This is a genomic window from Rhodothermus profundi, assembly GCF_900142415.1.
Lineage (GTDB): Bacteria > Bacteroidota > Rhodothermia > Rhodothermales > Rhodothermaceae > Rhodothermus > Rhodothermus profundi.
The window spans coordinates 260,707-287,090 of the sequence record NZ_FRAU01000005.1 but is presented as its reverse complement, the minus strand read 5'-3'; the positions used below and the strand labels follow the sequence as shown (position 1 = coordinate 287,090).

23 protein-coding genes are annotated in these 26,384 nt (G+C 60.0%); 11 read left to right on the top strand and 12 right to left on the bottom strand.

The window, feature by feature from the left end:
• The first annotated feature begins 27 nt into the window (after window positions 1–27).
• Window positions 28–2,952 carry an FAD-binding and (Fe-S)-binding domain-containing protein gene (locus BUA15_RS09195; protein ID WP_072715676.1) on the top strand — a complete coding sequence of 975 codons (2,925 nt, stop codon included), beginning with the start codon at window positions 28–30 and terminating at the stop codon, window positions 2,950–2,952.
• 109 nt (window positions 2,953–3,061) lie between these two features.
• Here the strand turns inward: BUA15_RS09195 and rpsU are convergent, their stop codons facing one another.
• On the bottom strand, window positions 3,062–3,262 hold the full coding sequence (rpsU, locus tag BUA15_RS09190; protein WP_072715675.1) for a 30S ribosomal protein S21: 201 nt from the start codon (window positions 3,260–3,262) through the stop codon (window positions 3,062–3,064).
• Between the two features lie 150 nt (window positions 3,263–3,412).
• Between rpsU and rdgB the strand changes: the two genes are divergently transcribed.
• The 5 genes from rdgB (at window position 3,413) to floA (ending at window position 7,851) form a co-directional block, all read left to right on the top strand.
• Window positions 3,413–4,033 carry an RdgB/HAM1 family non-canonical purine NTP pyrophosphatase gene (rdgB, locus tag BUA15_RS09185; RefSeq protein ID WP_072715674.1) on the top strand — a complete coding sequence of 207 codons (621 nt, stop codon included), beginning with the start codon at window positions 3,413–3,415 and terminating at the stop codon, window positions 4,031–4,033.
• Window positions 4,034–4,035: 2 nt separating this feature from the next.
• Entirely contained in the window at window positions 4,036–4,494 is a 459-nt protein-coding gene (dtd, locus tag BUA15_RS09180; protein ID WP_072715673.1) for a D-aminoacyl-tRNA deacylase, read from the top strand.
• Window positions 4,494–6,191, top strand: coding sequence for an amidohydrolase (locus BUA15_RS09175; protein ID WP_084660566.1), 1,698 nt, complete (start codon window positions 4,494–4,496; stop codon window positions 6,189–6,191). The genes dtd and BUA15_RS09175 overlap by 1 nt, the downstream gene beginning before the upstream one ends.
• Window positions 6,192–6,272: 81 nt before the next feature.
• Window positions 6,273–6,782, top strand: a complete 510-nt coding sequence (gene moaC, locus BUA15_RS09170) for a cyclic pyranopterin monophosphate synthase MoaC (RefSeq protein WP_072715672.1) — start codon at window positions 6,273–6,275, stop codon at window positions 6,780–6,782.
• A 79-nt stretch (window positions 6,783–6,861) separates the two neighbouring features.
• On the top strand, window positions 6,862–7,851 hold the full coding sequence (gene floA, locus BUA15_RS09165) for a flotillin-like protein FloA (RefSeq protein ID WP_072715671.1): 990 nt from the start codon (window positions 6,862–6,864) through the stop codon (window positions 7,849–7,851).
• Between the two features lie 3 nt (window positions 7,852–7,854).
• Here the strand turns inward: floA and BUA15_RS09160 are convergent, their stop codons facing one another.
• Genes BUA15_RS09160 through BUA15_RS09145 form a run of 4 tightly spaced genes read right to left on the bottom strand, consistent with a single transcriptional unit; the run spans window position 7,855 to window position 12,820 of the window.
• Window positions 7,855–8,604, bottom strand: a complete 750-nt coding sequence (locus tag BUA15_RS09160) for a YaiO family outer membrane beta-barrel protein (RefSeq protein WP_072715670.1) — start codon at window positions 8,602–8,604, stop codon at window positions 7,855–7,857.
• A 5-nt stretch (window positions 8,605–8,609) separates the two neighbouring features.
• Entirely contained in the window at window positions 8,610–10,019 is a 1,410-nt protein-coding gene (locus BUA15_RS09155; RefSeq protein ID WP_072715669.1) for a glycosyltransferase family 2 protein, read from the bottom strand.
• Complete coding sequence (locus tag BUA15_RS09150; RefSeq protein WP_072715668.1) at window positions 10,016–11,119, bottom strand: HEAT repeat domain-containing protein; 1,104 nt, start codon at window positions 11,117–11,119, stop codon at window positions 10,016–10,018. Before BUA15_RS09150 ends, BUA15_RS09155 begins: the two co-directional genes overlap by 4 nt.
• Before the next feature lie 18 nt (window positions 11,120–11,137).
• Window positions 11,138–12,820, bottom strand: a complete 1,683-nt coding sequence (locus tag BUA15_RS09145) for a response regulator (RefSeq protein WP_218587573.1) — start codon at window positions 12,818–12,820, stop codon at window positions 11,138–11,140.
• 311 nt (window positions 12,821–13,131) lie between these two features.
• On the opposite strand from BUA15_RS09145, the gene BUA15_RS09140 reads away from it, so the two are divergent.
• Window positions 13,132–13,692 carry a hypothetical protein gene (locus tag BUA15_RS09140; RefSeq protein ID WP_245771994.1) on the top strand — a complete coding sequence of 187 codons (561 nt, stop codon included), beginning with the start codon at window positions 13,132–13,134 and terminating at the stop codon, window positions 13,690–13,692.
• 6 nt (window positions 13,693–13,698) lie between these two features.
• Here the strand turns inward: BUA15_RS09140 and BUA15_RS09135 are convergent, their stop codons facing one another.
• The 4 genes from BUA15_RS09135 to BUA15_RS09120 are packed head-to-tail and all read right to left on the bottom strand — an operon-like array spanning window position 13,699 to window position 17,987.
• Window positions 13,699–14,742, bottom strand: a complete 1,044-nt coding sequence (locus BUA15_RS09135) for an anthranilate phosphoribosyltransferase (protein WP_245771993.1) — start codon at window positions 14,740–14,742, stop codon at window positions 13,699–13,701.
• Window positions 14,742–15,197, bottom strand: a complete 456-nt coding sequence (locus tag BUA15_RS09130; protein ID WP_072715666.1) for a hypothetical protein — start codon at window positions 15,195–15,197, stop codon at window positions 14,742–14,744. Before BUA15_RS09130 ends, BUA15_RS09135 begins: the two co-directional genes overlap by 1 nt.
• A gap of 15 nt (window positions 15,198–15,212) precedes the next feature.
• Complete coding sequence (locus tag BUA15_RS09125) at window positions 15,213–16,019, bottom strand: phosphoadenylyl-sulfate reductase (RefSeq protein ID WP_072715665.1); 807 nt, start codon at window positions 16,017–16,019, stop codon at window positions 15,213–15,215.
• 36 nt (window positions 16,020–16,055) lie between these two features.
• The gene (locus tag BUA15_RS09120) at window positions 16,056–17,987 is read right to left on the bottom strand and encodes a MoaD/ThiS family protein (RefSeq protein ID WP_072715664.1); all 1,932 of its coding nucleotides are present in this window, start codon (window positions 17,985–17,987) and stop codon (window positions 16,056–16,058) included.
• A gap of 925 nt (window positions 17,988–18,912) precedes the next feature.
• On the opposite strand from BUA15_RS09120, the gene speD reads away from it, so the two are divergent.
• Together speD and speE are read left to right on the top strand one after the other, a co-directional pair.
• The gene (gene speD, locus BUA15_RS09115) at window positions 18,913–19,308 is read left to right on the top strand and encodes an adenosylmethionine decarboxylase (RefSeq protein ID WP_072715663.1); all 396 of its coding nucleotides are present in this window, start codon (window positions 18,913–18,915) and stop codon (window positions 19,306–19,308) included.
• 94 nt (window positions 19,309–19,402) lie between these two features.
• A complete protein-coding gene (gene speE / locus BUA15_RS09110; RefSeq protein ID WP_072715662.1) occupies window positions 19,403–20,332 on the top strand; it encodes a polyamine aminopropyltransferase in 930 nt (309 codons plus the stop codon).
• On the opposite strand, the gene BUA15_RS09105 is transcribed toward speE, so the two are convergent.
• Window positions 20,296–20,709 (bottom strand): inorganic diphosphatase, encoded by a 414-nt coding sequence (locus BUA15_RS09105; RefSeq protein ID WP_072715728.1) that lies wholly within the window; start codon window positions 20,707–20,709, stop codon window positions 20,296–20,298. The genes speE and BUA15_RS09105 overlap by 37 nt on opposite strands.
• Window positions 20,710–20,965: 256 nt before the next feature.
• Complete coding sequence (gene aspS, locus BUA15_RS09100) at window positions 20,966–22,834, bottom strand: aspartate--tRNA ligase (RefSeq protein WP_072715661.1); 1,869 nt, start codon at window positions 22,832–22,834, stop codon at window positions 20,966–20,968.
• A gap of 216 nt (window positions 22,835–23,050) precedes the next feature.
• Here aspS and BUA15_RS09095 point away from each other — a divergent pair, with 216 nt between their 5' ends.
• Window positions 23,051–24,577 (top strand): peptide MFS transporter, encoded by a 1,527-nt coding sequence (locus BUA15_RS09095; RefSeq protein ID WP_072715660.1) that lies wholly within the window; start codon window positions 23,051–23,053, stop codon window positions 24,575–24,577.
• Window positions 24,578–24,599: 22 nt separating this feature from the next.
• The gene (dut, locus tag BUA15_RS09090) at window positions 24,600–25,082 is read left to right on the top strand and encodes a dUTP diphosphatase (RefSeq protein WP_072715659.1); all 483 of its coding nucleotides are present in this window, start codon (window positions 24,600–24,602) and stop codon (window positions 25,080–25,082) included.
• Window positions 25,083–25,117: 35 nt separating this feature from the next.
• Here dut and BUA15_RS09085 read toward each other — a convergent pair whose 3' ends face one another.
• The gene (locus BUA15_RS09085) at window positions 25,118–26,371 is read right to left on the bottom strand and encodes a DUF5686 family protein (protein ID WP_072715658.1); all 1,254 of its coding nucleotides are present in this window, start codon (window positions 26,369–26,371) and stop codon (window positions 25,118–25,120) included.
• Window positions 26,372–26,384: the final 13 nt, after the last annotated feature.

Genomic DNA, 26,384 nt, shown 5'->3' with positions numbered 1-26,384 from the left:
AGCCGATTGTTTCATCTAGGAAGCTCTATGGAAACGCTGGTTCGTCCCACCCGTCCCATCCTTTCAACTGAGCGCCTGGAAGAGTTTGCTGCCCGGCTGCGCCCTCACCTTCGCGGTGCACTCTGCATGGATCCCATGACGCGGGCGCTTTATGCCACCGATGCCAGCATCTACCGCATGGAGCCCGTGGGGGTGTTGCTGCCGGCGCATGTGGACGATGTGCAGGCAGCTCTGGAGATGGCGCAGGCATTTGGGATACCCGTACTGCCGCGGGGCGGCGGGTCGTCGCTGGCCGGGCAAGCTGTGAATGAAGCGTTGGTCATAGATTTTACGCCCCATCTGCATCGGGTCTTAGAGGTCAATCCGGAGGAACGCTGGGTGCGCGTAGAGCCTGGCTGCCCGCTGGAGCAGCTCAACGTTGTGCTCAAACCGTATGGGCTAATGGTGGGACCCGATCCGGCCAGTGGTAGCCGGGCGACCCTGGGGGGAATGCTGGCGAACAACGCTACAGGCGCGCACTCCATCCTGTATGGCAACATGATTCGGCATGTGCGTTCGGCGCAGGTGTTACTGGCCGATGGGACGCCTGTGCGTTTTGAAGCGCTAACGCCTGAGGCCTGGGCCGAGCGCATGCGCCGCGATGGTTCCGAAGGCCGGCTCTATCGCGAACTGGACGCGCTGCTGCGCGAAAAAGAGGCAGTCATTGCGCGCGAGACGCCCCGCCACTGGCGGCGCAACAGCGGCTATCGGCTTGAATATCTGTTGGATGCTCCAGAACGCAATCTGGCGCAACTCCTCTGCGGCAGTGAAGGCACGCTGGCTGTTGTCACAGAGCTGACCGTAAATCTGGTGCCCCGTCCTAAGCGGACGGCGCTGGGCGTGGTGCACTTCCATACGCGCGATGAAGCGCTCCGGGCGGTAACGACCATCCTGGAGACCCGACCGTCGGCTGTTGAACTCTTTGACGGCGTAGCTATCGAGGCAACGCGTCAAGCGCCAGGCTATGCCCCCCGCCTGGCCACCTTTATTCAGGGAGATCCAGGTGCGGTGCTGATCACCGAGTACTTCGGAGAAGATGACGCAGAGCTGCGTCATCGACTGGACGTGCTGGAAGCCACATTGCGGCGAGCCGGTCAGGGGTATGCCGTGGTGCGAGCGCTTCAGCCGGCGCATATTCGGAATGTCTGGAGTGTTCGCAGTGAAGGCGTGGGGCTGGTTATGGGGGTCAAGGGCGACTACAAGCCCATCCCCCTCATCGAAGACGCCGCAGTACCGGTTGAACATCTGGCGGACTACGTAGCCGATCTGGAGCAACTGCTGCAGCAGACAAACACCCGAGCCGTCTTCTACGCGCATGCTTCGGCCGGCTGCTTGCACATTCGCCCCTTTATCAATACGAAGGACGCGCGGGAGGTGGAGAAGATGCGCGAGATTGCTACGGGCTCTATGGAGCTGGTCAAAAAATACGGAGGTGTGCTGTCGTCCGAACATGGCGACGGGATTGTGCGGGGGGCGCTCAACCGGGCATTTCTGGGATCCGAGCTCTACGAAGTCTACCGCCAGCTCAAGCGCATCTTTGATCCAAATGGTCTGCTTAATCCGGGCAGAATTATTGACACGCCGCCGCTAACGGAAAACCTGCGCATGGGACCTACCTACCATACCATTGAGCTGATCGAAGAGTTGGATTGGTCGGTAGAAGGGGGCTTTGCACGGGCGGTTGAACAGTGCAACGGTAACGGTGCCTGCCGCAAGCTGGAAAGCGGCGCGATGTGTCCGAGCTATATGGCCACGCGCGATGAGCGGCATACAACGCGCGGACGCGCCAACGCGCTGCGGTCGGTCATGTCGGGAGCCCTGCCGATTGAGGAGTTGACCGGTCCGGCGCTCTATGAGGTGATGGAACTGTGCGTGCAATGCAAGGCCTGCAAGACTGAATGCCCGTCCAATGTAGACATGGCCAAGATGAAAACGGAATGGCTGGCCAAGTACTGGGAAGCCAATGGGATGCCGCTGCGCGCGCGGCTGTTTGCTCACCAGCCTCGACTGGCCCGCTGGATCGGGGGCGGATGGAAGGCGCGACTGGCCAACCTGAGCCTGCGCAATCCGCTGGTGCGCTGGGGGATGGATCGCTTGCTGGGCATCAGTGCCCGGCGACAGCTTCCGCTCTTTGCGGCAGAGCCTTTCACGCAATGGTTTCGGAAGCAGCAACGTGCGCTTGAGGGACCCACTGTGGTTCTTTTTGTGGATACCTTTAACAACTATCATCACCCTGAGGTCGCGCAGGCTGCCACCGAGTTCTTCTGGCATCTGGGACTCCAGGTAGTGGTGCCCGACGAAAAGGCCTGCTGCGGACGTCCGCTGATCTCTAAAGGGTTGATCAGCGAAGCGCAGCAGCAGGTGCTCGACGCGTTGGAACGGTTGTATCCCTATGTAGAGCAGGGATGGCCCATTGTCGGGCTCGAACCGAGCTGCATTTTGACGTTTCGGGATGAGCTGCTCAGCCTGCTACCCGGCGATCCGCGAGCACGTGCCCTGGCGCGCGGCGTGCTTACCTTTGAGGAATATGTCGCACGGCTGGCCGACGAAGGGAGGCTTGACCGCGTGCGCTGGACCGATGCCGCTCGAAACGTGCTGCTGCACGTGCACTGCCACCAGAAAGCGCTGGTTGGGACAGAAGCGGCGGCGCAGGTATTGTCGCTGCCGCCTGGCTATACGGTCGAAGTGCTCGACACGAGCTGCTGTGGGATGGCCGGCGCCTTTGGATACGAAAAAGAGCACGTGGATATTTCCCTGAAGATGGCAGAGCGACGATTGGCTCCGGCCGTGCGGGCCGCCGACGATCAAACGCTCATTGCCGCACCAGGCACCTCTTGCCGCGCGCAGATTCAGGAGACAACGGGCCGGCGGGCATGGCATCCTGCAGAGATTCTGCGGCAGGCGCTGGCCTGAAGCAAAGGAAACCGCAGCAAACTATCTGAACAGGAACAGACCAGTAACCGCCAATAAAAAAGCGACCTACCCTGCGCAGGTCGCCTCCGTGGTGCGTTCTACCAATGGGTCAGGACTGAGAATGCCGACGTGCATTGCGCAGCGCCTTCTGGCGCTCGATGCGCCGCCGTTCTGAGGGCTTGATGTAGAACATATGCTGGCGATACTCCCGCAATACCTTGCTGCGGTTGACCGCGCGTTTAAAGCGACGCAGAACGCGGTCGATCGGTTCGTTCTCTCGTACTTTGATACCAACGCCTGGGCGTGCCAAGGTACCTCCGTTTGTTTGGTTTTGAGATTCCGTTCGTTAAATTAAAAGCCATCGTTCGTAAACAGCAGGTGCTGCAACAAGCAAAGCGTTCGGAGGTTTCGACCTGATCCCCATGAAACCTCTGTTAAATGGCAGGTTGTTCGACCATTCATGGAAAAATCTCGACCCGCTATTACGCTCGTGCTGGCCACGCGCAATCCAGGCAAGCTGGCTGAATTGCGGAAGCTTCTGGCGGATCTTCCGATCACGCTGCGCGCCGCTGCAGAGTTTCCGGGCGCTCCAGAAGTGATTGAAGATGCGGCCACGTTGGAGGGTAATGCGATCCGAAAAGCCCGGGCGTTGCAGGCGTTTACGGGATTGCCAACGCTGGCCGACGACACCGGTCTGGAGGTAGAAGCGCTGGGAGGGGCGCCGGGGGTGCACTCTGCGCGTTTTGCCGGTCCGAAAGCGACCGATGCCGACAATCGGGCGTTGCTGCTGCAGCGGCTGCAGGGCATGAAAAACCGCCGCGCCCGCTTCCGAACGGTGCTGGCTTTTGCGCCAGACGCCCGTACGTTCTACCTGTTTGAGGGGGTCTGTCCAGGTTGGATTGTAGAAGAGGCGCGCGGCTGTGGCGGATTCGGGTACGATCCCCTGTTCGTGCCGGAGGGGCATACGCAAACATTTGCTGAAATGTCCATGGAAGAGAAAAACCGCCTCAGTCATCGAGGGCAGGCGTTGCGGGCATTTGTTAGCTTTCTGCACCAATGGTTGAAGGAACAGTCCAGGTGAAGATGGTTGCTCTCGTGCAGCGCGTCTCCGAAGCATCTGTGGAAGTGAACGGCCAGATCACCGGTGCTATTGGACCGGGGTTGCTCATTCTGCTGGGCGTGCACCGGCACGATACTCGGGCAGAAGCCGACTGGTTGGCCCGCAAGTGCGCCAACCTGCGTATCTTTTCGGATGAAAGCGGAAGAATGAACCGTTCGCTGCGTGATGTGCAGGGAGAGGCGCTGGTCGTGTCCCAGTTTACGCTCTATGGGGATGCCTCGCGCGGACATCGACCGTCGTTTACCGAGTCGGCCCCGCCTGAAAAGGCGGAGCCGCTTTACCGGTACTTTGTGGAGCAACTGGCAAAAGCGCTGGGCAGGCCTGTGCCGACCGGTATCTTCGGGGCTATGATGCGGGTACGTCTGGTAAATGATGGGCCGGTAACGCTCTGGGTAGAACGCAAGCCAAAAGCAGGATCCTGATGAAGTATGCCTACATCTTGCTGGCGATGGGCGCCATGCTTGTAAGCACCCGCCAGGCGCAGGGGCAGGCCGACTATGTGCTGATCAACGGACGGTTGTACACGGTCGACCCGGCCCAGCCGGTGGCCGAGGCGATGGCGGTTCGAGGCGACCGCATCCTGATGGTTGGTACCACGGCCCAGCTTACAGATGTCTACCCCGATGCTCCCCATATTGATCTGGAAGGACGCGTGGTAGTACCCGGGTTTATCGATGCCCATGCGCATCTGATGGGGCTGGGCCTGAACCGCATGCGGGCCGATCTGACGGGCACGCGTTCCGTCCAGGAGATTCTGGAGCGGCTGGAGACGTTTGCGCAGCAGTTGCCCCGGGATGCCTGGCTGCTGGGACGTGGCTGGGATCAAAACGACTGGCCGGTCAAAGAATTCCCCACCCGCCAGATGCTGGACGCGGTCTTTCCAGAACGGCCCGTCTGGCTGGTGCGCATTGACGGGCATGCCGCCTGGGCAAACACCGCTGCCATCCGCAGGGCCTACCCGGCCCTGCTGACAGAAGCCGTTCCAGACCCCGAAGGGGGACACATCGTGCGGGATGCCGAGGGACGTCCGACCGGTGTGTTTATCGACGCAGCTATGGATCTGATAGCGCGGCACATTCCGCCGCCTTCAGAAGCCGAGTTGGACGAGGCGCTGCGCCGGGCTGTTGCCGAGGCCAATCGTTTCGGGTTGACAGGGGTGCATGATGCTGGCACCAGCCTGGCGACGATCCGGCGCTACCAGCAGGCAGTAGATGCCGGGACGCTTACGTTACGTCTGTATGTGATGGTGGATGGGCTGGGAGAGGCGTTTCAGCACTTCTGCGCTCAGGGACCGTTGTTGAATTATGGCGGGCGTCTGACGGTGCGTTCGGTCAAGCTGTACATTGACGGAGCGCTGGGAAGCCGAGGGGCCGCCCTGCTGGCCGACTATAGCGATGATCCCGGTAATCGGGGACTGCTACGCTATGAGCCGGAAGCGTTTGCGCAGATGGTCGCGCGGGCTATGCAATGTGGCTTTCAGGTCAACACGCATGCTATCGGTGATCGGGGCGTACGTGTGGTGCTGGATGTTTACGAGAAGGCTTTGCAGACGCTGGGGCGCACGGTGGGACGCCATCGGGTAGAGCACGCGCAGGTAATTGCACCCGAAGATTTTGCTCGCTTTGCACAACTGAACATAATCGCGTCGATGCAACCCACGCACGCTACCAGCGATATGTACTGGGCCGAAGACCGGCTTGGCCCTGAGCGCGTGCAGGGGGCGTACGCCTGGCGCACGTTGCTGCAGCATGGCGTGCGCCTGGCTTTTGGATCCGACTTTCCGGTTGAGTCGGTCAATCCGCTGCTGGGGTTTTATGCAGCTATTACGCGGCAAGACGCCGATGGCTGGCCGGAGGGTGGCTGGTATCCCGAGCAGCGGCTTACGCGCGAAGAAGCACTGCGGGCCTTTACCCTGGACGCTGCCTATGCGGCGTTTCAAGAGCATGAGCTGGGCTCGCTGACGCCCGGTAAGTATGCCGATTTCGTCGTGCTTTCACACGACATTATGACCGTGCCGCCAGCGCAAATTCTCCAGACACGCGTGCTGGCGACCTTTCTGGGCGGCCAATGCGTCTATGCCGATCCGGAAGCTGCTGCGCTGTGTCCTGCTCCGCGGTGAACTTCCTTTCGGGTTGGCTGTTTATTCGGCCAGTATTGACGACGATACTTTTCATAGCCCGCAACCAAAATCAGAACCGCAATGCCGGAGGAACTGCAGACGCCCTCGTATGCGCTGACGCACCTGGATCCGGAAGGCGGGGTGCGTATGGTGGATGTCTCAGCCAAGGGGCCAACCGTGCGGACTGCCGTAGCAAGCGGACGCGTGGTCGTGCCACCCGAAGTGCTGCGGGCCATCACGGCCCATGAGGTGCGGAAAGGGGATGTGCTGACGGTCGCACAGCTTGCGGGCATCATGGGGGCCAAGCAGACCAGCCTCCTGATTCCACTCTGCCATCACGTTAACCTGACCGCCATTGACCTGGAGCTGAAGCCTAACCAGGAAACCAACAGTATTGAAATTCGCGCCTACACCAAGGCAACTGGACCCACAGGCGTGGAGATGGAGGCGCTGACGGCGGTCTCCATTGCAGCGCTGACGATCTACGACATGTGCAAGTCGCTCTCTAAGGAGATTGTTATCACAGATATTCAGTTGTTGGCTAAAACCGGAGGCGCCAGCGGAGACTATCGAAAGACAACGGCACGCTGAAGCAACTTCTGGGCTGTTGCGCTCGTACATGCCGCGTGGTAGCTTACAGCACCCGCGGCTAATTTTTTAGGAGGTCGCCATGGAACTGCTATTCTCGTCTGGCCTGATCCTGCTGATTCTGATCGTGGCAGGTGTGGCCCTGTTTTTCTACTTTGTGCCGGTCGGCCTCTGGATTACCGCCTACTTTTCAGGCGTTCGGCTCAAACTGGTGCGTGATCTGGTGGGCATGCGGCTGCGCAAAGTGCCGCCGCACGTGATTGTTAAGCCTCTAATTACCGCGCATAAAGCAGGAATTCATCTGGAAACCGCTCAGCTTGAAGCGCACTACCTGGCCGGTGGTAACGTGCAAAAGGTTGTCAATGCGTTGATTTCGGCAGATAAAGCGAATATTGACCTGAGCTTTGAACGGGCTGCTGCGATTGATCTGGCCGGACGCGACGTGTACGAGGCCGTGCAGGTGTCGGTCAATCCCAAAGTGATTGAAACACCCCCGGTTTCGGCCGTCGCGAAAGATGGCATTCAGGTCCGGGCCATTGCACGGGTAACCGTGCGCGCTGACATTGAACGTCTGGTAGGCGGTGCTGGAGAGGAAACCATCATCGCCCGCGTAGGCGAAGGCATCGTGTCAACTATCGGGTCGGCAGAAACGCACAAGGAAGTGCTGGAAAATCCAGATCGTATCTCGAAAACGGTGCTCGAAAAAGGACTGGACGCCGGCACGGCCTTTGAAATTCTGTCAATCGATATTGCCGACGTGGACGTAGGCGAAAACATCGGGGCCAAGCTGCAAACCGATCAGGCGGAAGCGGACCTGCGCGTGGCCCGGGCCAAGGCCGAAGAGCGGCGGGCAGCCGCTGTAGCGCGTGAGCAGGAAATGCGGGCGCTGGTGCAGGAGATGCGCGCCAAGGTGGTTGAGGCCGAAGCGGAAATCCCCAAGGCCATTGCCGAAGCGCTTCGCAAGGGCAATCTGGGCGTGCTCGACTACTACAACCTGCGCAATATTCAAGCCGACACTGAAATGCGCCGGGCGATTGGAGGGGCTTCCGAGGAAGAAGCCGAGGGCGCGTGAGCGCTACCAGCGCTGTAGCAATCCCAGCAGAATGCCTCGCCGCGTAAACAGGTCGTCGTTGCTGTAGGTAAGCCCGACCGAGATGCCCAGGGAGGGCCTTAGGAACCGTTGCAGGCGGATGGCCACGAAGTAGGTGCGAACAGCCTGCAGCACGGGCCCCACGTCAATGATTTCTACGCCGCGGCCTATCCCCACCTGCAGATCTATAAACTCCTGAGGAGGACGCCAGTAGCGGCGGGCCATAAACGTCTGCGTCCAGTTCAGGTGGCCTGCCAGGGTCGTCAGCATGGTACGGGTACGCAGGTACCAGTTGGCTTCATAGCGCGCCAGGGCCAGTCCCAGGGTAGGCACCGTATTGTCCGAAAAGAAGCGCGAGCGTGCGGAAAGCGCCACTTCCCAGGCTCCCAGGCCCTGATAGAGTTCAAGATAAACCTCTGCAGCGGGTAAAAACTGCGGGGTTGGCGCATACTGCAGCCGCAGGTTGCCGTAGGCTTTTGACCACAGGGTAGACCAGCTATCGAGCGCCCAGGCTACGTCGCGTCGGTTGAATCGCTGGTGCACGGTAACATCGGCGATCACGGTCTGACGGGCAAGACGCCGTTGAAGTCCAAGGTGCCACACGTGCCAGGCTGGGCGCTGCTGGTTGAGGGCTTCGTAGGAGTAAAACGTGAAGAGGTGCCAATGGGACTGTTTCTGTGCAACTGATGGAAGCACCATCAGGTATCCCAGGCCAATGGCAAGCAGCAAGCGCATGGGTATCAGGCTGTTTGGAATCCTTTTCGTTCCATATGACCCCAGCCGGTCTGGCCCCGGAAGTAGGAAATAAAGCCCCGAAACCGAAAGTAGGTGTGCAGCTGGCGATAGCCAAAGTTCTCCAGAAAGGCCAGTAAAAATAGCTCCAGCAGGTCTCGAATGCGTGGGTAGCGGCGAAAGCTCAGTTCTTCCAGCCCTACGGCTGCAAAAGAAATTACGGCTCCTAACAGGATGGTAACCGTCAGAAACAGCAGCACAAAAGGCAGGTGAGCAAGGCCCAGCAGCAGCACTACGGTAAAGACAATGTATCCCATAAACTCAATCAGCGGGCCTATCATCTCAAAAAAGAAAAAGTATGGGAAGGCGACCATACCAATGCGGCCATAACGTGGATTGAGCAGCAGGCGAAGATGACGCCGCATGGTGTCGATCAATCCTCGATGCCAGCGGTCGCGTTGTCGCCCCAGAGTTGCGATTGTTTCTGGCACTTCCGTCCAGGCTACAGGGTCTGGGACAAAATGGATCGCATAGGGCAGGCCCCGTTCTCGGCAGTAGCGATGCAGGCGAACGGTCAGCTCCAGGTCTTCTCCGATGCTGTCGCGCGCCAGACCGCCCACAGCGACCACCAGGGATCGGCGAAACATGCCAAAAGCACCGGAAATGAGCAGCATAATCTTTAAGGCATCCCATCCGACGCGGCCAGCCAGAAAGGCCCGCAGGTATTCCAATACCTGAAACTTGGCCAGCATATTTCGAGGCAGGCGCACTTCCTGTACAACGCCATCCCGGACCACGCAGCCATTGACAATTCGGATGATCCCTCCGGTCGCGATCGTCCGGTCATCCTCAAGGAAGGGACGAACAATGCGAATCAGGGCGTCGCGTTCCAGAATCCCATCGGCATCTACAATGCAGAGCAGGGGCGTGCGACAAAAGTTGATGCCCGCATTGATTGCGTCGGCTCGTTTACCGTTTTCTTTGTCAATGACCCACAGGTTAGGATGGGTGCGGCTCTGATAGGTCGCGCGCACGCGGGCTGTTGGAATGCGGGCCAGGGGGTACCGGGGAGTCGGGATAAGGTGATAGGTCTGGCGTAGCACCTCCAGGGTGTTGTCGGTAGAGCCGTCATTGACGATCAGGATTTCATACTCCGGATATTGAAGGCTGAGCAGCGAGCGGCAGGCTTCTTCAATGGTAGCTGCTTCGTTATAGGTGGGCACGATGAGCGTTACAGCGGGAGCACCGGCTGTGGCAATCAGGTCGTCGATATCCATAGAGGCTTCGCGGCGAGCATGGCGACGAAGCGCCCAGAATGCAAACAGACTGGTGATCAGATAATACCCGTTGAGCACCACATAGTACACCAGGACAATTCCGTGAAAAACTGCAAGAAAAGCCAGGAAAGCCTCTTTCATGGAGAGACAGTGTCGGAGGGTAGTCGTTCCTCGGCCAGGACCTGACGGACAAGATCGTGCCGCGGATGCTTGCTGTTAGCAATCTGGCGGAGCAGGGTGTTCTGACCGGCCCGACGCAGACCCGCGGCGGCAAAAAACGCCACCCAGGGGGAAGGATCGTCCAGGGCTTTCACCAACAACGGAACGGCTTGCGAACCTCCGATTTGACCAAGGGCGCGAACTGCTTCGGCGCGAACTTCTTCCTCTGGGTGTGTCAGATAGACACGGAGCACGGGGAGCATTTCCGGGGTGCCTACCGTGCCCAGCAGGCGCAGCAGGGCAACGAGCAGGGCGCCGGGCAGCTCCGGGGTTTGCAGCGCCTGCGCAGCCAGCGGACCGGCTGTCGCGTCGTTCAGGCGGGCCAGTACGTTGGCGGCGATAGCTCGTCTCCAGGCAGGCTGCGAGGGGTCGCGGAGTATCTCCCGGAGCGGGGGCAACACGCAACCACCCATGCTGGCCAGAAGGGAAGCCAGCATTTCATGACTGAAGTGCCGGACGCGGTCCAGTTTGGCTACCAGTAGCGGAGCAAATTCGGGACGGTCGCCTCGCGCCAGTTGCCGAAACGCTACAATAGCTACCAGGGGAGAGGGATCGTCCAGGGCGGCAATCAGATCCTCCTGGTAGTCTTCAAACCCAAGTAATCCCAGAATTTGAAGTCGTCGTGCCCGTTCTTCCGGCGCCGCTTTTTTCAGTTCATCGCGGATATAGGGCAGGAAAGGACGGGCCAACAAGCAGAGTGTCTGGAAATCCTGACCCTGCACGCGACGAGCGTAGCGATAGACAAATTCCAGAAAAAAGAACCGGTGCGCTGGAGCGATGCGCTGTTGCAGCTCGGCAGGCGGGCACTCTCCCATTAACACTTTCATCAGGAGCGGTCGCCACATTGCTTCCAGTTGCTTGCGCGTCTGCTGGAGCCGGTCGTTGCGAATGCGTAGCAGGATGGCCAGCACGACAAGCCCTGAAGCCAGCCCCGACAGCACGATCAGTAGATCGATCACCAGGCGGAAGAGCAGGGCGTCGTACGAAAGAGAGAAAAAGCGTGTCGGATCGAACCACTTCATGGAAGACGTTCGAGCCGTTCAATCGTCCATTGAGGTAGGCGTGGGATGGCGTTCCAGAAGACGACGGACCCGGGCGCTTAGCTCAACCGGAGAGAACGGTTTGACCATGTAGTCGTCGGCCCCCAGTTCGAACCCCCGCAGTACATGTTGCTCCTGGTTCAGGCAGGTCAGAATGATAATCGGCGTTGCGGTATATGCTGGAAGCTGGCGCAGGTGGTGCAGAAGTTCAAACCCATCCATTCCAGGTAACTTGAGGTCAAGGATAACCAGATCGGCAACGTTTTGCCGGGCCCACGTGAGCGCTTCGCGCCCATTGGCAAAGTGCACGACCTCAAAGCCGTCGCGCGTTAACCGGTAATGAATCAGCGTCGCAATGTCTTCATCGTCTTCGACTACTAATACTCGGCGTTTTTCAGGGGTAATAGTCGTCTCCGGTGTGATGAGACGCCCTTGCCGGCGGTCTCCCAGGCGTTCCAGGCAGCGCTGGGCTTCGGCAACCAGTTGGGCTAACGAATCGTGTGAGGGGCGAACTTGGAGCACGCAGGCTGAAAAAGTGGCAAAGAAGGGCTGGCCCTGATGCCCCTGGAAAGGCGTCTGGCGCAGTGCCATGAGCGCGCGTTCCAGGCAACGCATGGCCTCTTCCAGGGGCGTGTTCAAAAAGAGGACGCAAAAGGTATCCGAGGTCCACCGACCGATTAGATCAGAGGGACGAAGGACAGAAGCCAGAAGCTGCACGCCTTGCTGGAGGACCGCGTCAGCAAGATCGGGACCATGACGGCGGTTGATGGCCTGAAGATTATCGAAGTCGATCAGGGCTATGCAGATAGGGAAGCGATCGGGCGGATAGACCTTGCGGGCGTGCAGAAAGGCTTCTTCGAGGGCTGCGCGGTCCAGCACACCGGTCAGGGGATCAACGCCGTGTCGTACGGTGTGGTGCGTCAGGTGGGCCGTAACGGTCGCCATAAAATTGACCGGATCAAAAGGTTTTTCAAAGTAGGCATCGGCTCCCAGGGCATAGCATTCTGCCTTGACGTGCGGCTCCGTACGATCCGACAGGATAATGACAGGGGTGGAAGCTGTTAGCGAGCGCCCGCGCAGCCAGAGCAACAGGTTGCGTCCATCTTCGTCGGGAAGGTTCAGTTCCATGATAATCAACGTGGCAGGCGTCTGCTGCAGCAGATTACGTGCTTCGGCTGCGGTGCGCGCTACGCTAACGGTTCGCCCAGGTCCGGTCAGCATGGTTTGAAGCAGAGCAGCCGTCTCTTCATCGGGCTCAATGAGCAGTAGATGGGATTCGGGGATAGCCATCTGCTCAATGATCTCCTGCAGGGCAGCCACTACGTCGGTAAGCTGCTTTAGCAGTTGTTCCAGGGCGTTGGGGTCATTTCGGTGGGCGTGCCCTGAGATTGCCTGTAAAGCCTGGCGTAGACGAAGGGAAGGATAGCGCCGGGCAATTCCATGCAGCGCCTGCAGCAGACGCTGTAAGGAGGAGAAGGCCTCCGCTGACCCATCTTTCAGGCCTGCCTGCACGACTTCCAGCACATCAAGCAAGGCCAGCAATTCTTCCAGTTGTCCCTTGCGCTGGCCCGGGGGCAGGAGTGGAACAGCTCGGTCGCTGGAGGTTGCAGCCTTATGTTTGACAGAAGACATCCACGAGGCAGGCTGTTGCAGAAAGCAATGATAGGGAGGATCAAAACGCATGCCGTTTAAAGGAAGGCGCCTGGACCCTTTCGATCCGCCAGGCATGTAATGGCAACTGGCCAGTGCAGAGCCTCTGATAGAAGAGACATGAGGCGTACCGGCCAAATGGTTGTGCGTCGAAGGGCGACCGTTTCGGAGACGCGTGCGTAACAGGGTCGCTGAGGATCGGTGCGCTTGAGAACAGCCTCTGAAGGTGCGGACAGCCAGTAGAGGAAACGGCGCGCAAACGCATCGTAGTGCGTGGCGAGTCGTTTGCTTACGCGCGAAGGCCCGGACCTTCTGTAGCAGCCGTCACTAGAACACGTGGCATCATGCTGGAAGCACAGGCCGCCCGGATTGCTGCGTTTGGTACGGTAGGCACGCTGCACACCACGCAAGAACTGATTGGACGCGTGCTTGACGCGATGGATATGGCAGATCCTGAGCTGGTAACTGAAGAGACGCTCTGTCTGGTGGCGGTGGCGACGGCGCGGGCGGCTGAAGCAGGGCTTCGAGAGCAACCGGCACTAAAGCAGGCGGTGGGGTCAGCTTTGCAGGCACTGCCTTTTACCTATCGGGATTATTTGCTGGGGAGTTGGTTGCTCCATCAGACCGATCAGCACGTACTGGAGGAGATCGGGCGCGAGGTGTACGGCCGGTTGCAGCGCAAGCAGACGTTCTACGAAGCGCATCTGCCGGCTGGCCAGTTTCCCGGAGAGCGCCTGTTGCGCGACAAGATGGGGCTCTGGATGGGGCGTATCAGTCCGCCCGGACTTCCAGAGTTACCCCAGGAACGTATGGACCGGCTTGAACTGGTTCCTATGTTGCACGCGCACGTGCGGTTAGTGTTATCTTTCTGCCGGCAGGTAGTGGCCGAACAGCAGGCCGGGTAGGGGGCGTTAGCCGGCCGCCCGTGCTGCTTGCGTCCACTCTTCCCAGTAGCGAAGCAGGCGGAAAGCTTTTCCGCTGGCAAGCGCGTCGCGGGCCTGTTCGATTCCGACCGTCAGGCTGTCGGCGTGGCCGCTCAGGTGAAGCAATACGCCGGCTGTTAGGAGCGCGGTATCCCGGGCGGGAATGGCCTGGTTGCTCAGAATGTGCCGGGTTATTTCGGCGTGGAGTGTCGGATCGGCCGGCACCTCGGAGTTGTCTGGTTCCGGAAAGCCAAGCGCGGCCGCTTCGACGATAAGCGGTGCGGCGGTCTCATCGGCCGGATACAACCGGGTGGTGCGTCCAGCGCGGCATTCAATGGAGCCTTCGATTCCCTGCGCGAGCCAGCCCTGGGGGAAAAGCTGCCGGACGGCCGGACGCATTCGGAGCAGATAATTCCGGTGAAAGAACCCGGCCACGCTGCAGGAAGCAAGGGCCGGATTGAGCAGTTTTTCCACGGTGTTGAGGGCGGTGCGCAGGCCAAACTGCTGGCGGATGGGGGTCAGGGCATGCCAGGCTGGCGCGAAGCGGGGGGCATGCAGGTAGCCAATTCCCAGGGTTTCGATCTGGCGGGCGACGGTGTCTGGTGGTTGATCGACGGAGATTCCCAGTGCCTGGATCACATCGGCTGGCGTAACACCCTGCTTGGTTGGAATGTCGGGTGCGCCGTGTAGCACAACAGGCTGGCCAGCCGCGGCCACCATCAGGGCAATGGCCGGGGCCAGTTGGGGCGTGCGTGCTTTGCCGTCGTAGGGCACGCCCAGGTCCAGCAGGCGCGCAACGCGCGGCTGTATGCGGTGGCAGAACGTTCGGGCTGCTTCGACAAAGCCCACGATTTCGTCCGATGTCTCGCCCTTTACGCGCTGCGTAACCAGAAATGCACCGATCTGGGCGGGCGTAGCAGTTCGGTCCAGGATCAGGTGCATAGCATCGCGGGCCTCTTCGCGCGTCAGGTCACGCTTGAGCTTTTCGCCGCGACCGACTGCCTGCACGTAAGGGATAAAAGCGTTCATCATCAGCCTACCGTGAGGTTTTCGACCCAGACTCCCTGGGCGCTGATTTCTAGCGTCAGACGCACCTGGTCGGTAGCGAGCGTCAGGCGATAGGTCCCGGGATTTTGCGGCGTGAAGGTCAGTTCACGCAACGTGTGGCCTTCCAGCGCGCGAAGCGCCTGGTTTGCCTGCTGGACGGCGCTTAGAATCTGGCGGCCGCGTTGCGTCTGATGAAACAGCGCCCGCAGCATCTTCTCTTCGTGGGGGCCATGCTGGTGCCGAATGCGGCCGGTCTGGAGGGCCACTTCCAGGAAGCGTCCCAGCGCTTCGTCTAACGTCTCGTCGATTTCGCCAGCCGCAGCAGCTTCCAGGAGCCGCTGGTACAGGGCGCGCGTTTCGGGGTCCGGCATGGAAGCTGCAAAACGCGTCAGCTCCTGCACCAGCGGCTCTCGCGCTGCTTCAGGAATGGTTAGCGGCATCCTGGATTGGGGTTTTTAGTGAACCGGTCCGTTTTCGGGGGATCCGTGGCCTACAATGGCTTCCATTTCGTGTTCAAAGCCGCCGGTTTCGATGGGGCAGTGGATGCCGCATTCCTTAGGCGCATTGGTTTCCCACCACCAGCGGCCTGCTCGGTCATCTTCGCCCGGCTGAATCGGACGGGTGCAGGGAGCGCAGCCGATGCTGGTGTAGCCTTCGGCGTAAAGCGGATGCGTGGGCACGTCAAATTCTTCGATGTACGCCCACACATCCTCTTTCGTCCAGTCGGCCAGGGGGTTAATCTTGATCACGCCATCGTGGTCGTGGTCGATTTCTACTTTGCGGATGGCTGCGCGTGAGGCCCACTGGTCACGACGCAGGCCCGTGAACCAGGCGTCCAACTGGCCCAGGGCCCGGATGAGGGGCCGCACTTTCCGTACGTGGCAGCAGAGCAGGCGCAGCGGCACCGACTTGTAGAACAGGTTGATGCCGTGGCGGCGCACCATTTCTTCCACCTCCCGATAATCCGGAAACAGCACTTCGAAGCGTGCTTCCGGATAGCGTTCGCGCACCTGATCATAGAAGGTGTAAGTGGCCTGGGGCAAGCGCCCTGTGTCGACCGTCATTACCCGGATGTTGGGTTTCATCCGGTAGGCCATGTCCAGGATCACCATGCCGTCGGCCTGGAGTGCCGTGACAATGGCGATGCGGTCTTCGTCAAAAGTGTCCAGCGCCCAGGCAATCACATCTTCGGGCTCCTGGTCATCTAACTGGAGGGCGATTTCGCCGATTTCCAGATCGTCAAACAGGGGTTGGCGAGCCATAGTCCCGGTCAGGTTGTTTGTGGGTGAACGACGCGCTTAACCTCCGGACATTGCCATAAGGATGAGCAATTCATCCCCCGGCTTGAGCGGGGTATTGAGGCCCTGAAGGCCCTGGATGTCCTCTTCGTTCACGTAGAGGGTAAAGGCTTCATTGATCTGGCCGTCCGGCGTCAGCACAGCGGCCTGGAGTTTGGGGTAGCGCTGGCCTGCCTGTTCCAGAGCGGCGCGGACGGTAGGAGCGTTGACTTCAATCACGTCACTACCGTCGGTCAGCTCCAGAAGCGGACCAGGAATGCGGATGCGGGCGGCATCGGTCGCTTCTGTCGCTTCAACCGTCATTTTACCCAGGGCGATAGCCTGCAGGGTTTCGTTGGAGTGCGCCTCACAGAAGGCCTGAAACGTGTAGTGCGCGCCCCGGCGACGGCGTTCCTGCAGCCAGGCGCCTACCAGGCGGACAATAGCCTGACTGATTTCGGTGGCGGGAATGCGGCGCAGGATAGGACGGCCAATGGCCGCGCGCACGCCCAGTCCTCCTCGGAGCGTTACGTCATAGGCTTCGATCTTGGTGCCGTTTGGACCGGCTGTGCGCGTGCCCTGCAGCCCGATGTCGCCAACCCAATGGTGGGCGCAGGCGTGAGGGCAGCCGTCCATATAAATCGTCAGATCTTGCACTTCGTCACCGTAGCGCGTCTCCAGGGCCTCAATGATTTCGTCGAGTTTTTCTTTGGTTTCGGCAACAGAGTAGTTGCAGAATTGATGGCTGGTGCAGGCGGTTGAAGTCCCGTAGAGGCGATGACGTTCAATGGGAAAGCCGATGGCCCGCATCTGATCGAGCACCCAGGCAAGGCGCTCCTCGGGGAGGTTGCCCAGGATAAAGTTCTGCTCGCGCGTAAAGCGAATGTCGCCTCCGACGCTCTCCAGGATGTCGGCAATCTGGCGGAGCTGGGTACCGGTTACCCGTCCTGAAGGTACTGGAAATCCTGCGTAGTAAAAGCCGTCCTGCTTCTGACGATGGACGCCCAGGTGGTTGCCACCTGGCAGCGGGTCGGGAGCGCGAAAGTCTTCCAGCTTACGTCCCAGGCGTTCTTCCACCATCTGGCGCACTCCTTCCGGGCCGTAGTCGTCTACCAGAAACTTGATGCGCGACTTGGCCCGGCTCAGGCGGTAGCGCAGGTTGTGCTGCCAGACGTCGGTGATGGCGGCCAGTACTTCGACGGCCTCATCGACAGGCACGAAAACGCCCAGGTCCCGGGCCAGTCGGGGTGTAGCGGACAGGCCCCCTCCCACCTTGACGGCAAAGCCCGGTTGGCCGTCCTTAATAACCCCGATCAGCGCGATATCGTGGATTTCCGGTGCGTTGCACTGATGGGGGCAACTGCTAATCGTGAATTTGTGTTTGCGCGGCAGGTTGGAGTAGTCCGGATTGCCCCAGAAAAAGCGGGCGGCTGCTTCGATGACCGGCCGGACGTCAAACAATTCGGCCGGATTGATTCCATTGACCGGGCAACTGGTAATATTGCGGACGGTGTCGCCTTCGGCGCCGACCGTGGTCAGACCAGCCTGCGCGATGGCTTCCAGCACCTCGGGGAGTTTATCCATGGTTACCCAGTGAAGCTGGATGCCCTGGCGCGTGGTCAGCTCGCCGTAGTCGCGCCCGTAGCGTCCAGCAATTTCGCCGAGGGCCCGGAGCTGATGGGGCTGTAGCAGGCCCCCCGGCACCTTGACGCGCACCATGAAGGTGCCCACCTTGGGCTTGTCGTGCGCGATGCCATACCAGTACAGGCGCACAATATCCTCTTCCGGAATGGCTTCGTAGCCCCGCGCAATTAGCGCCGGAAGCTCCTCGACGACGCGCAGGGGGGGCCGCTCCTGTTTTAAGCGTTCAATGCTGTTGCGTTTGAGGACCAGTTCCCAGGTGAGCTCCTGGGTGCGGCGGCCGTAGCGAACGAACGTTTTAGGCGCAGACATAAGCCAGCAATGCGTTGGTGGACGGTGGACAAAGTGGACACAACCCGCAGTATGCCGGGATGCAACAGATACCCTGTTCGAGACGGCCGGTCTGAACGGATCAGGGGTCCCGCTTACTTTGAGCGGGATACAACTATCCCCTTCTGCCTATAGCAAGGACTAAGGGAATTATCAGACAGACCGGAAGTGTGGAGAGGCGATCAGCCCATACAGCAACATCGACCCGCTACCTGCAGCATGGCCGTGGTCTGGAAATGCCCGCCGTGCTGCCAGGCCAGATACACTGGAGTGGGCCGATGCTTCATGGCTGGTAGCTGGTTAAGTCGAACAGATGAAAAGGAGAGCCTGTAACTTCGCCTGCTTTCGGTTTGAAGCGGGCAACGCATAGCAGACGAGAGGGTTCCGGCCGTTTCATATCATTTGTGAGTTCAGCATCGTAAAAAATTGCTAAATGGCCCCTTGTGGGGCGGTGCTAAAGGGGAGCAAAAAGGAACTCCGTGATAGGGGGGTCGTTCATTGGCCGCCCAGTGGCGCGGGGGGTTTGTGAAAAAATAAAGTCGGGGAAGACTGGGTTTTACAAAGATCGTTCTGCTGCTTAGTTTTTACTGTTGTTCCTGCTTCAGGAAAGGGCCTGCTGCCACCAGGTACGATCCTGAACCGCAACGCCCGCGTTCTTTGAATGCGTCTTTTCACGAGGCGTTCTGCTCAGGCAGGGCGTGCTCGTGATGCGCTAGCGGCTGGCGAGTTCGTAAGCTAAAGAGGACGCGTCTGTAGCGTGGCCAACGTCTTCCGGCGTCCTCCTACCCTTCGCTCGCCAGGACTGCGGTTGTATGGGGTGCCTCCGTCAGGAGGCATTAATTGTTCACCATACAATGTTTCCCCGTTTGTGGCAGACGGGGGGTGCAAACCAAAAGGAGGGTAGCCGATGCAAGCACTCGGAAGGCAGATCTTGGTCGAGTTCTATGACTGCGACCGAGAGGTGCTCAACAACGAGGCCCTGATTCGGGAAATTTTGATTGAGGGCGCGCGTCGATCCCGTGCCACTGTCATTACCGACACGTTTCACTCCTTCAGTCCCCACGGCGTTAGTGGCGTCGTGGTTATTGCTGAGTCGCATGTAGCCATCCACACCTGGCCGGAGCACGGCTATGCCGCGGTTGATATTTTTACATGCGGCGATACCATTGACCCCTGGATCATTCAGCAGTACCTGGAGGAGCAGTTCCGGGCACGGAACGTTTCCAGCATGGAGCTCAAACGAGGGCTCTTTCCTGAGCGCGTGCCCCACAAACCCGTGCTTGAAGAGGCGGCAACCGCCTGAGTCCGCGCAGCATCCCATGAACCGTACTCGCGGCGTGGTGTAGCTTCCAGGGAGAAGAGGCACCACGCCGCTTCTGTTTTAATCAACCGTAATCATGGCAGCACCCAAACAATATCAGTTTCAGTACACCGAGTTCTGGCAGGGACGAACCGGACTGAGCTTTGGCGTTGAACGCATTCTGTTTAACCGACAGAGTGCCTACCAGCAGGTGCAGGTGTTGCAGACAGACGCTTTTGGACGGGTGCTGACGCTGGATGGGCTGGTGATGCTCACCGAGCGGGATGAATTTGTCTATCACGAAATGATCTGCCATCCGGCCCTGTGTCTTTTGCCCCATCCAAGGCGGGTGCTCATCGTGGGCGGGGGCGACGGCGGCACGCTACGGGAAGTGCTCCGCTATGCCGAAATCGAGCAGGTAGATCTGGTAGAAATTGATGAGGTCGTAATTGAGGCCGCTCGAACCTGTTTCCCGGAGCTCAGCCGGGCCTTTGACGATCCAAGAGCCAGGTTGCACGTGGCTGATGGGGCCGCCTTTGTGCGAGAAGCAGCGCCTGCTACGTACGATCTAATCATCGTGGATTCTACCGACCCGGTGAAGTTTGCCGAAGGGCTTTTTGGCGAATCATTCTACCGGGACTGTGCCCGTCTCTTGCGCGAAGACGGCATGCTGGTTACGCAGAGTGAATCGCCGTTCGATCAGACGTTTCAGGCTTCCATTCAGGCAGCCCACGCCATGCTGGGACGGCTTTTTTCTCAGGTGCATATGTATCTGGCCCATATTCCTACCTATCCAATGGGACTCTGGTCCTTCATGCTGGCCAGCAAACGGCTGCATCCCGTAGACGATTTCGATTCAGAGCAGGCTGCGCGTCGCCTGGCGCCTTTCGCCAATCGTCTGCGCTACTACAATGTTGAGCTGCATCGGGCTGCGTTTGCTCTGCCCAGCTTTGTCCGGCGCCTGTTTGCAGATGCTCGTAGCCGCCCGGCTCACCCAGAGTCGCTCCACAGCAACGACATAGGATAGCGGAGCACCAGAAAGCCTTCCAGAAACCGCCGGTCGAAGTTGATAAACCCATTCACCAGGTACACCTCTTCGGCCGTGCAATTGTACAGCAGTTTTACTTCGCGCTTATGTCGCCGTCGATCAATGGTCAGAAGCGCCCCTACCAGACCACGACGGCCCTGTCCCACAAACAGATCAATGGGCTCTCCGTCGCTGCTGCACGTGCCGTTTATGTACCCATAGTCGATCGGGTAGATGACTTCTGGAAAGAGGGGATGCCGACTTCGGTACGGACGGTCGATCGTCCAGCCCTGTTGCCGGATTATCTGCTCCCAGGCATCCCAATGAAAACGCCGGGCAAACAGCTCCAGGAAAGCAGGGCGGTAGGTGGTGGACATGATGTTCTGCAAAGCAGGTTTTGCAGAAAACTCTCGGCTGGCGCTCTGTCCCAGGCTGGCAATATGAGGAAGAATGTGCCCCGCTTCAAGGGGAAAAGGACTTCTGGCAAAGCAGGGCATGCCCTGCCGCGCCCGGGATCGATTCGCTCAAATGCGGGGCTCATAGGACAGGACCGCCTTGATGCGCGCAGACAATGCGCATATGCGCATCAGCAGGTTCTGCACCAGGTAACGGGGCGCGTTGCAAACGGTCCGGTCAGGAGCCTGACGTTTCTGCTTCGGGCAGCACAACGCGAATGTGGAGCTCCTCAAGCTGCTCCGGAGCGACTTCATCGGGGGCATCCGACATCAGCTCCTGGGCGCGCTGGGTCTTCGGGAACGCGATTACGTCGCGCAGCGATCCGGCACCAGCCAGCAGCATGACGATGCGATCCAGTCCCAGCGCAATGCCTCCATGGGGAGGCGCGCCGTACCGGAAGGCGGTCAGCAGGAACCCAAAACGCCGCTCGGCTTCGGCTGCGTCAATGCCCAGCACGCGGAACATGCGACGTTGCACGTCCTGCCGGTGAATACGGATCGAGCCGCCTCCGATCTCGTTGCCATTGAGCACCAGGTCATAGGCGCGGGCGCGTACGCGTCCCGGATCGGTTTCCAGCAGCTCCAGGTCATCCGGGTGGGGCGAGGTGAACGGGTGGTGCATGGCATAGTAGCGTCCGGCTTCCTCGTCCCATTCCAGCAGCGGAAAATCCGTAATCCAGAGAAAGTGCCAGGGGGCCTGGCCGGCCGGAGGGATCAAGTTCAGCTCCCGGGCCATGTGCAGGCGCAACGCGCCGGCTTGCAGGTAAACCTGCGGTTTTGGACCGGCCAGCAGGAGCACCAGGTCGCCAGCCCGGGCTCCCAGTTGCGCAACAGCACGCTGAACGAACTCCGGCGCCAGAATGTGTTCTTTGACCGACGCGTAGATGGGGCCGCCGTCTGAGGGCAGCTTGAAATAGACCAGCCCGCCGGCGCCGATCTGCTTGCGCACGACCTCTTTGTCCAGGCGATCCATATAGCCGCGGCCCTGGTCGCCCATGCCCGGTACAACCAGTGCGACAATCTCGCCATCCTGGGCCAGGATGTGCTCAAACACCCGGAAGCCGGAGCCGCGGAAGACGTCGCCGATCTCCTGCAGTTCCAGCCCAAAGCGGGTGTCGGGTTTGTCGGAGCCAAAACGTCGCAGCGCCTCCTGATAGGAGAGTCGAGGAAACGGCAGGGACAGGTCAACGCCCAGGGTTTCCCGCCAGATGGCCTGCATGAGCCCCTCAATGAGCGTAAAGATTTGCTCCTCGGTAGGAAAGGTCATTTCCACATCGATCTGGGTGAACTCCGGCTGGCGGTCGGCCCGCAGGTCTTCGTCACGGAAGCACTTGACAATTTGAAAGTAGCGGTCCAGGCCTGCGACCATGAGAATCTGCTTGTAGAGCTGCGGCGACTGCGGAAGTGCGTAAAATTTCCCGGGATGCAGACGGCTGGGTACCAGAAAGTCGCGGGCGCCTTCCGGGGTTGATTTGGTCAGCACGGGGGTTTCAACTTCGACGAACTGATGCGCATCGAAGTAGCGGCGCGTGATCAGGTAGACCTGATGGCGGAGTAGCAGGTTGCGCTGCAGCTCCGGTCGCCGCAGGTCGAGGTAGCGATACTTCAGGCGTAGCTCTTCGCTGGTTGCCGTGCGTTTCTCCTCATGAGCGGAGACCGGAAAGGGAAGCGGTTCGGCTGTGTTCAGAATGATCAGATCATGGACGCGCACCTCAACCTCACCGGTGGCCAGCCTGGGATTGATGGTTTCCGGAGAACGCTCGCGCACCACGCCCCGTACCGAGATGACGTATTCGCTGCGCAGGCGGTCGGCCAACCGGTACGCCGCCTCATTGTCCTGCGGGGAGAAGACAAGCTGCGTCAGGCCGTACCGGTCGCGCAGATCGACAAAGATGACGCCACCCAGATCGCGCCGGGTGTCAACCCATCCTTTGAGGATTACTTCCTGGCCAACATGGGTGCGCCGCAGTTCGCCGCAGGTGTGCGTGCGTGGGCCGTGCAGGTCGCGGCCGGGTGCTAAGGCTTCCTGCCCGTGCTGGTTGCTCATGCAGTTTCCTCCGCTAAGTGATGGTCCCCGGACAAGCTATACAACCGCGCGAATATACGGCGATGCCGGTTCGATTCATAGCGAATACCTTCTAAAAAAACGGCCGCGCTCCGGTTTCACAGGGGGTTCGGGACCGGCCTCTTACTTTTTTTTCAGGAGATTTACTAAGCTTAGCCGCAATAGGTGGATGTTGTACCAATTGGAGGGACTGCAACTATGTCAAACAAACCGGAAGGAATGGCGGCCAGCGCCTCGGCGCTTGTAAATGATACAAGCTTTTTCGGGCATCCCCGCGGTCTGGCCACCCTGTTTTTTACGGAGCTCTGGGAGCGCTTCAGCTACTATGGCATGCGAGCGCTTCTGGTGCTGTTTATGACCACGGCGGTTACGGAGGCAAACCCGGGACTGGGGTTCGACATTGGCACGGCTACGGCCATCTATGGTCTGTACACGTTCTTTGTTTATGTTCTTTCGCTGCCGGGCGGCTGGTTGGCCGATAAGCTCTGGGGGCAGCGCAAAGCCATTTTCGTAGGCGGTGTCATTATTGCCATGGGGCATTTCTCCATGGCCATTCCGACGCAGTTGACGTTTTTTCTAGGACTGGCCCTCATCGTAATCGGCACCGGTCTGCTTAAGCCCAACGTCAGCACGATCGTGGGAGAGCTGTATCCAGAAGGCGGTGCGCGGCGCGATGCCGGCTTTTCCATCTTTTACATGGGGATCAATATTGGCGCTGTGCTGGGACCCACGCTGTGCGGCCTGCTGGGGGAAGGCTACAACTGGCACCTGGGCTTTTCGCTGGCAGGTATTGGCATGGTGGCTGGCCTGATTTCCTACAAAGTCGGCGAGAAATATCTGGGCGAAGCCGGTCTCTTTCGGCCAGCACCAGGTGAAGATGAAACCGTACTGGCACGGCGGGCCCAGCGCTTCTACACTGGTGCCGGCATTGCCGCTGCCCTGGTAGTTTTCTGCGGCTATCTGCTGGCTACCGGGCAGTTTCCTCTTTCGCTGGAGACGCTGGCTCAGAGTCTGGGCGTGGGCGTGGTCATTATCACGCTGTTGTTTTTCGCCTATATTTTCTTCTTCGGCGGCCATACAGCCCTGGAAAAGCGGCGGCTCGTCGTGATCCTGTGGCTGGTTATTCTGGCAGGCTTGTTCTGGTCGGGCTTTGAGCAGGCCGGCTCATCGCTGAACCTGTTTGCGCGCGATCTGACGGACCGTCAGTTCGGCGGTTGGGAGATGCCGGCCAGCATGCTCCAGAACATTAATCCCCTGTTCATTATCATTTTTGCACCAGTTTTTGGCTGGCTGTGGACCTGGCTGGCGCAGCGCCGGGCAAATCCTTCCATTCCGGTGAAGTTTGCGCTGGGGTTGCTGGGGCTGGCGGCGGGCTTTTTTGTGCTTTCCTGGGGAGCGGCTCACGCCACGCCCGAAAATCCGGTCTCGCCCGCCTGGCTGGTGGTAACGTATTTTCTACATACGGTAGGCGAGCTGTGCCTGTCGCCTGTTGGGCTGTCGTCGATTACGAAGCTGGCGCCGCGCGGACGGGTAGGCCAGATGATGGGCTTCTGGTTCATTGCAGCGGCGCTGGGGAACCTGTTTGCAGGGCTGGTGGCCGGTCAGTTGGAGACGCTGATGCCCGCGGAGCTTTTCCGGAGCGTGGCGATGATTACCGGAGCGGCTGGCCTGATTGCGCTCCTGGTGAGCCCGGCGGTGCGGCGTTTGATGGGACAGGTAGATTAAAAGCAGCAAAACCAGTATCCTGATGGAAACGAAGACGCTTACCGAGATCGACGCGCTGGTTGTGCCGATTCAGCGACTGCCGCATGCCGAAGGACTGGCGCTGCCTGAATACGCAACTCCGTACAGCGCTGGGATGGATCTGCGGGCGGCGGTTCCGGAAGACGAGCCCCTGGTGCTGGAGCCGGGACGCTGGGCGCTGGTTCCCACCGGGCTGGTGCTGGCCCTTCCTCCGGGTTACGAAGGCCAGGTGCGGCCGCGCAGTGGCCTGGCAGCCCGGCATGGCGTCACGGTGCTGAACAGTCCGGGAACGATTGATGCGGATTACCGGGGCGAGGTCAAGGTGTTGCTGATCAACCTGGGCTCAGAGCCTTTTGTGATCCGGCGCGGTGAACGTATTGCCCAACTGGTGGTGGCACGCCATGCCCGGGTTTCGTGGGATGAACGCGCTTCGCTGGACGAAACCGAGCGCGGCGCAGGCGGCTTTGGTTCAACCGGAAGGCATTGAGCGCAAAGGAGGGGGCCGCCTGGCCCCCTCCTTGTTTAAAAGGCCGGACTGATGCGGAACCAGAGCGATGGTCGGTATCCCTGACCCAGGTCGCGAAGCGGCCAGGCCAGCTCCAGACGTATGCTTCGGCCTTCGTCCAGTCCCAGGCCAATGCCGGCGGCGCTTAGCATGTCGCGACTCCGGAAGGTATCGGTGCCAAATGCATTGACCCATCCGGCATCGAAAAACGCCAGGAAGACCAGGTCTTCGATCACTTCGCCGGGCACCAGCGACACTCCCTGAATGACCAGTTCGGCATTACCCAGCAGCATGCGCGTGCCAACGTATGCATTCTGCGCATAGCCCCGCACCGACCCGATACCGCCCAGGAAGAATTGCTGCTGGATAGGGGCGGTGGCGTCGGCCCATCCGCCACGCACCCGCAGGTTCAGTCGGCTGTAGTGGCCCATTGGGAGGTAAAGGCGCCCGTCAGCTACATAGCGGTTGTAGAGAAGCTCACCTCCCAGGTGGCGTCCCAGCTCTGCCTGGAGACGGAGGGCCCATCCGGTTGGCAGGTCTTTGTAGGCCAGAATGCGGCCGGCGTCCAGCGTCAGCACGAGGGCATGCCGGCGGCCTTCCCGTGCAGGCAGGTTAAAGTCCGCCGCCTGGCGGGCGAACAGCGCCCAGCGGGTTTTCTGAGAGAGCGCCCGGTGGGCTTCGGCGCGGAAGCCCAGGCCCAGTTGTGCGTAGCGCGTCAGGCGTTGCACAGCGTAGAGCTGCCAGCCTTCGGTTTCGTAGTAGAGCGCATAGAAATCATTGCCGAAAAAGAAGGCGGCCAGCGTGTTTTCCAGCGGGGTGGTTTTCCACAGGTCGTCGGTGCGGGTGGTGCGATAGTAGCCACCGCCCAGCTTGAGGTAGAACGCTTCATGGCGGGCCGGATTGAGCACCGTTTCGGCGCCAACTTCGTAGCGCCAGCGACGCAACGCAAAGGCATAGGCCAGTTGTCCGAGCAGCCGCACGCGGTCGTACTCGGTCCATTCCAGCGGTTCGGTGCCCAGTCCCAACACCAGCCCCTCTACACGGTTGTAACGGAGGCCTGGCAGCGAGCGGTACAGGGCGGTTTCGCGGAAGGGCCAGCGATGGGGAAAATCGCCGGCAAAGGCGGCCAGTGGTCGTGGGCGCCGACAGTCCAGCTCCCAGAGCGCTTCGCACCGGCTGGTACTCAGGTGCAGTCCGGGAACGATCTCGTTGCGTCGGGTTGAGTCGGAGGGCGAGGCGAGTAGCAGCGCCAGAGCAACGAGCAGCCACATAGCCTGTCCTGAT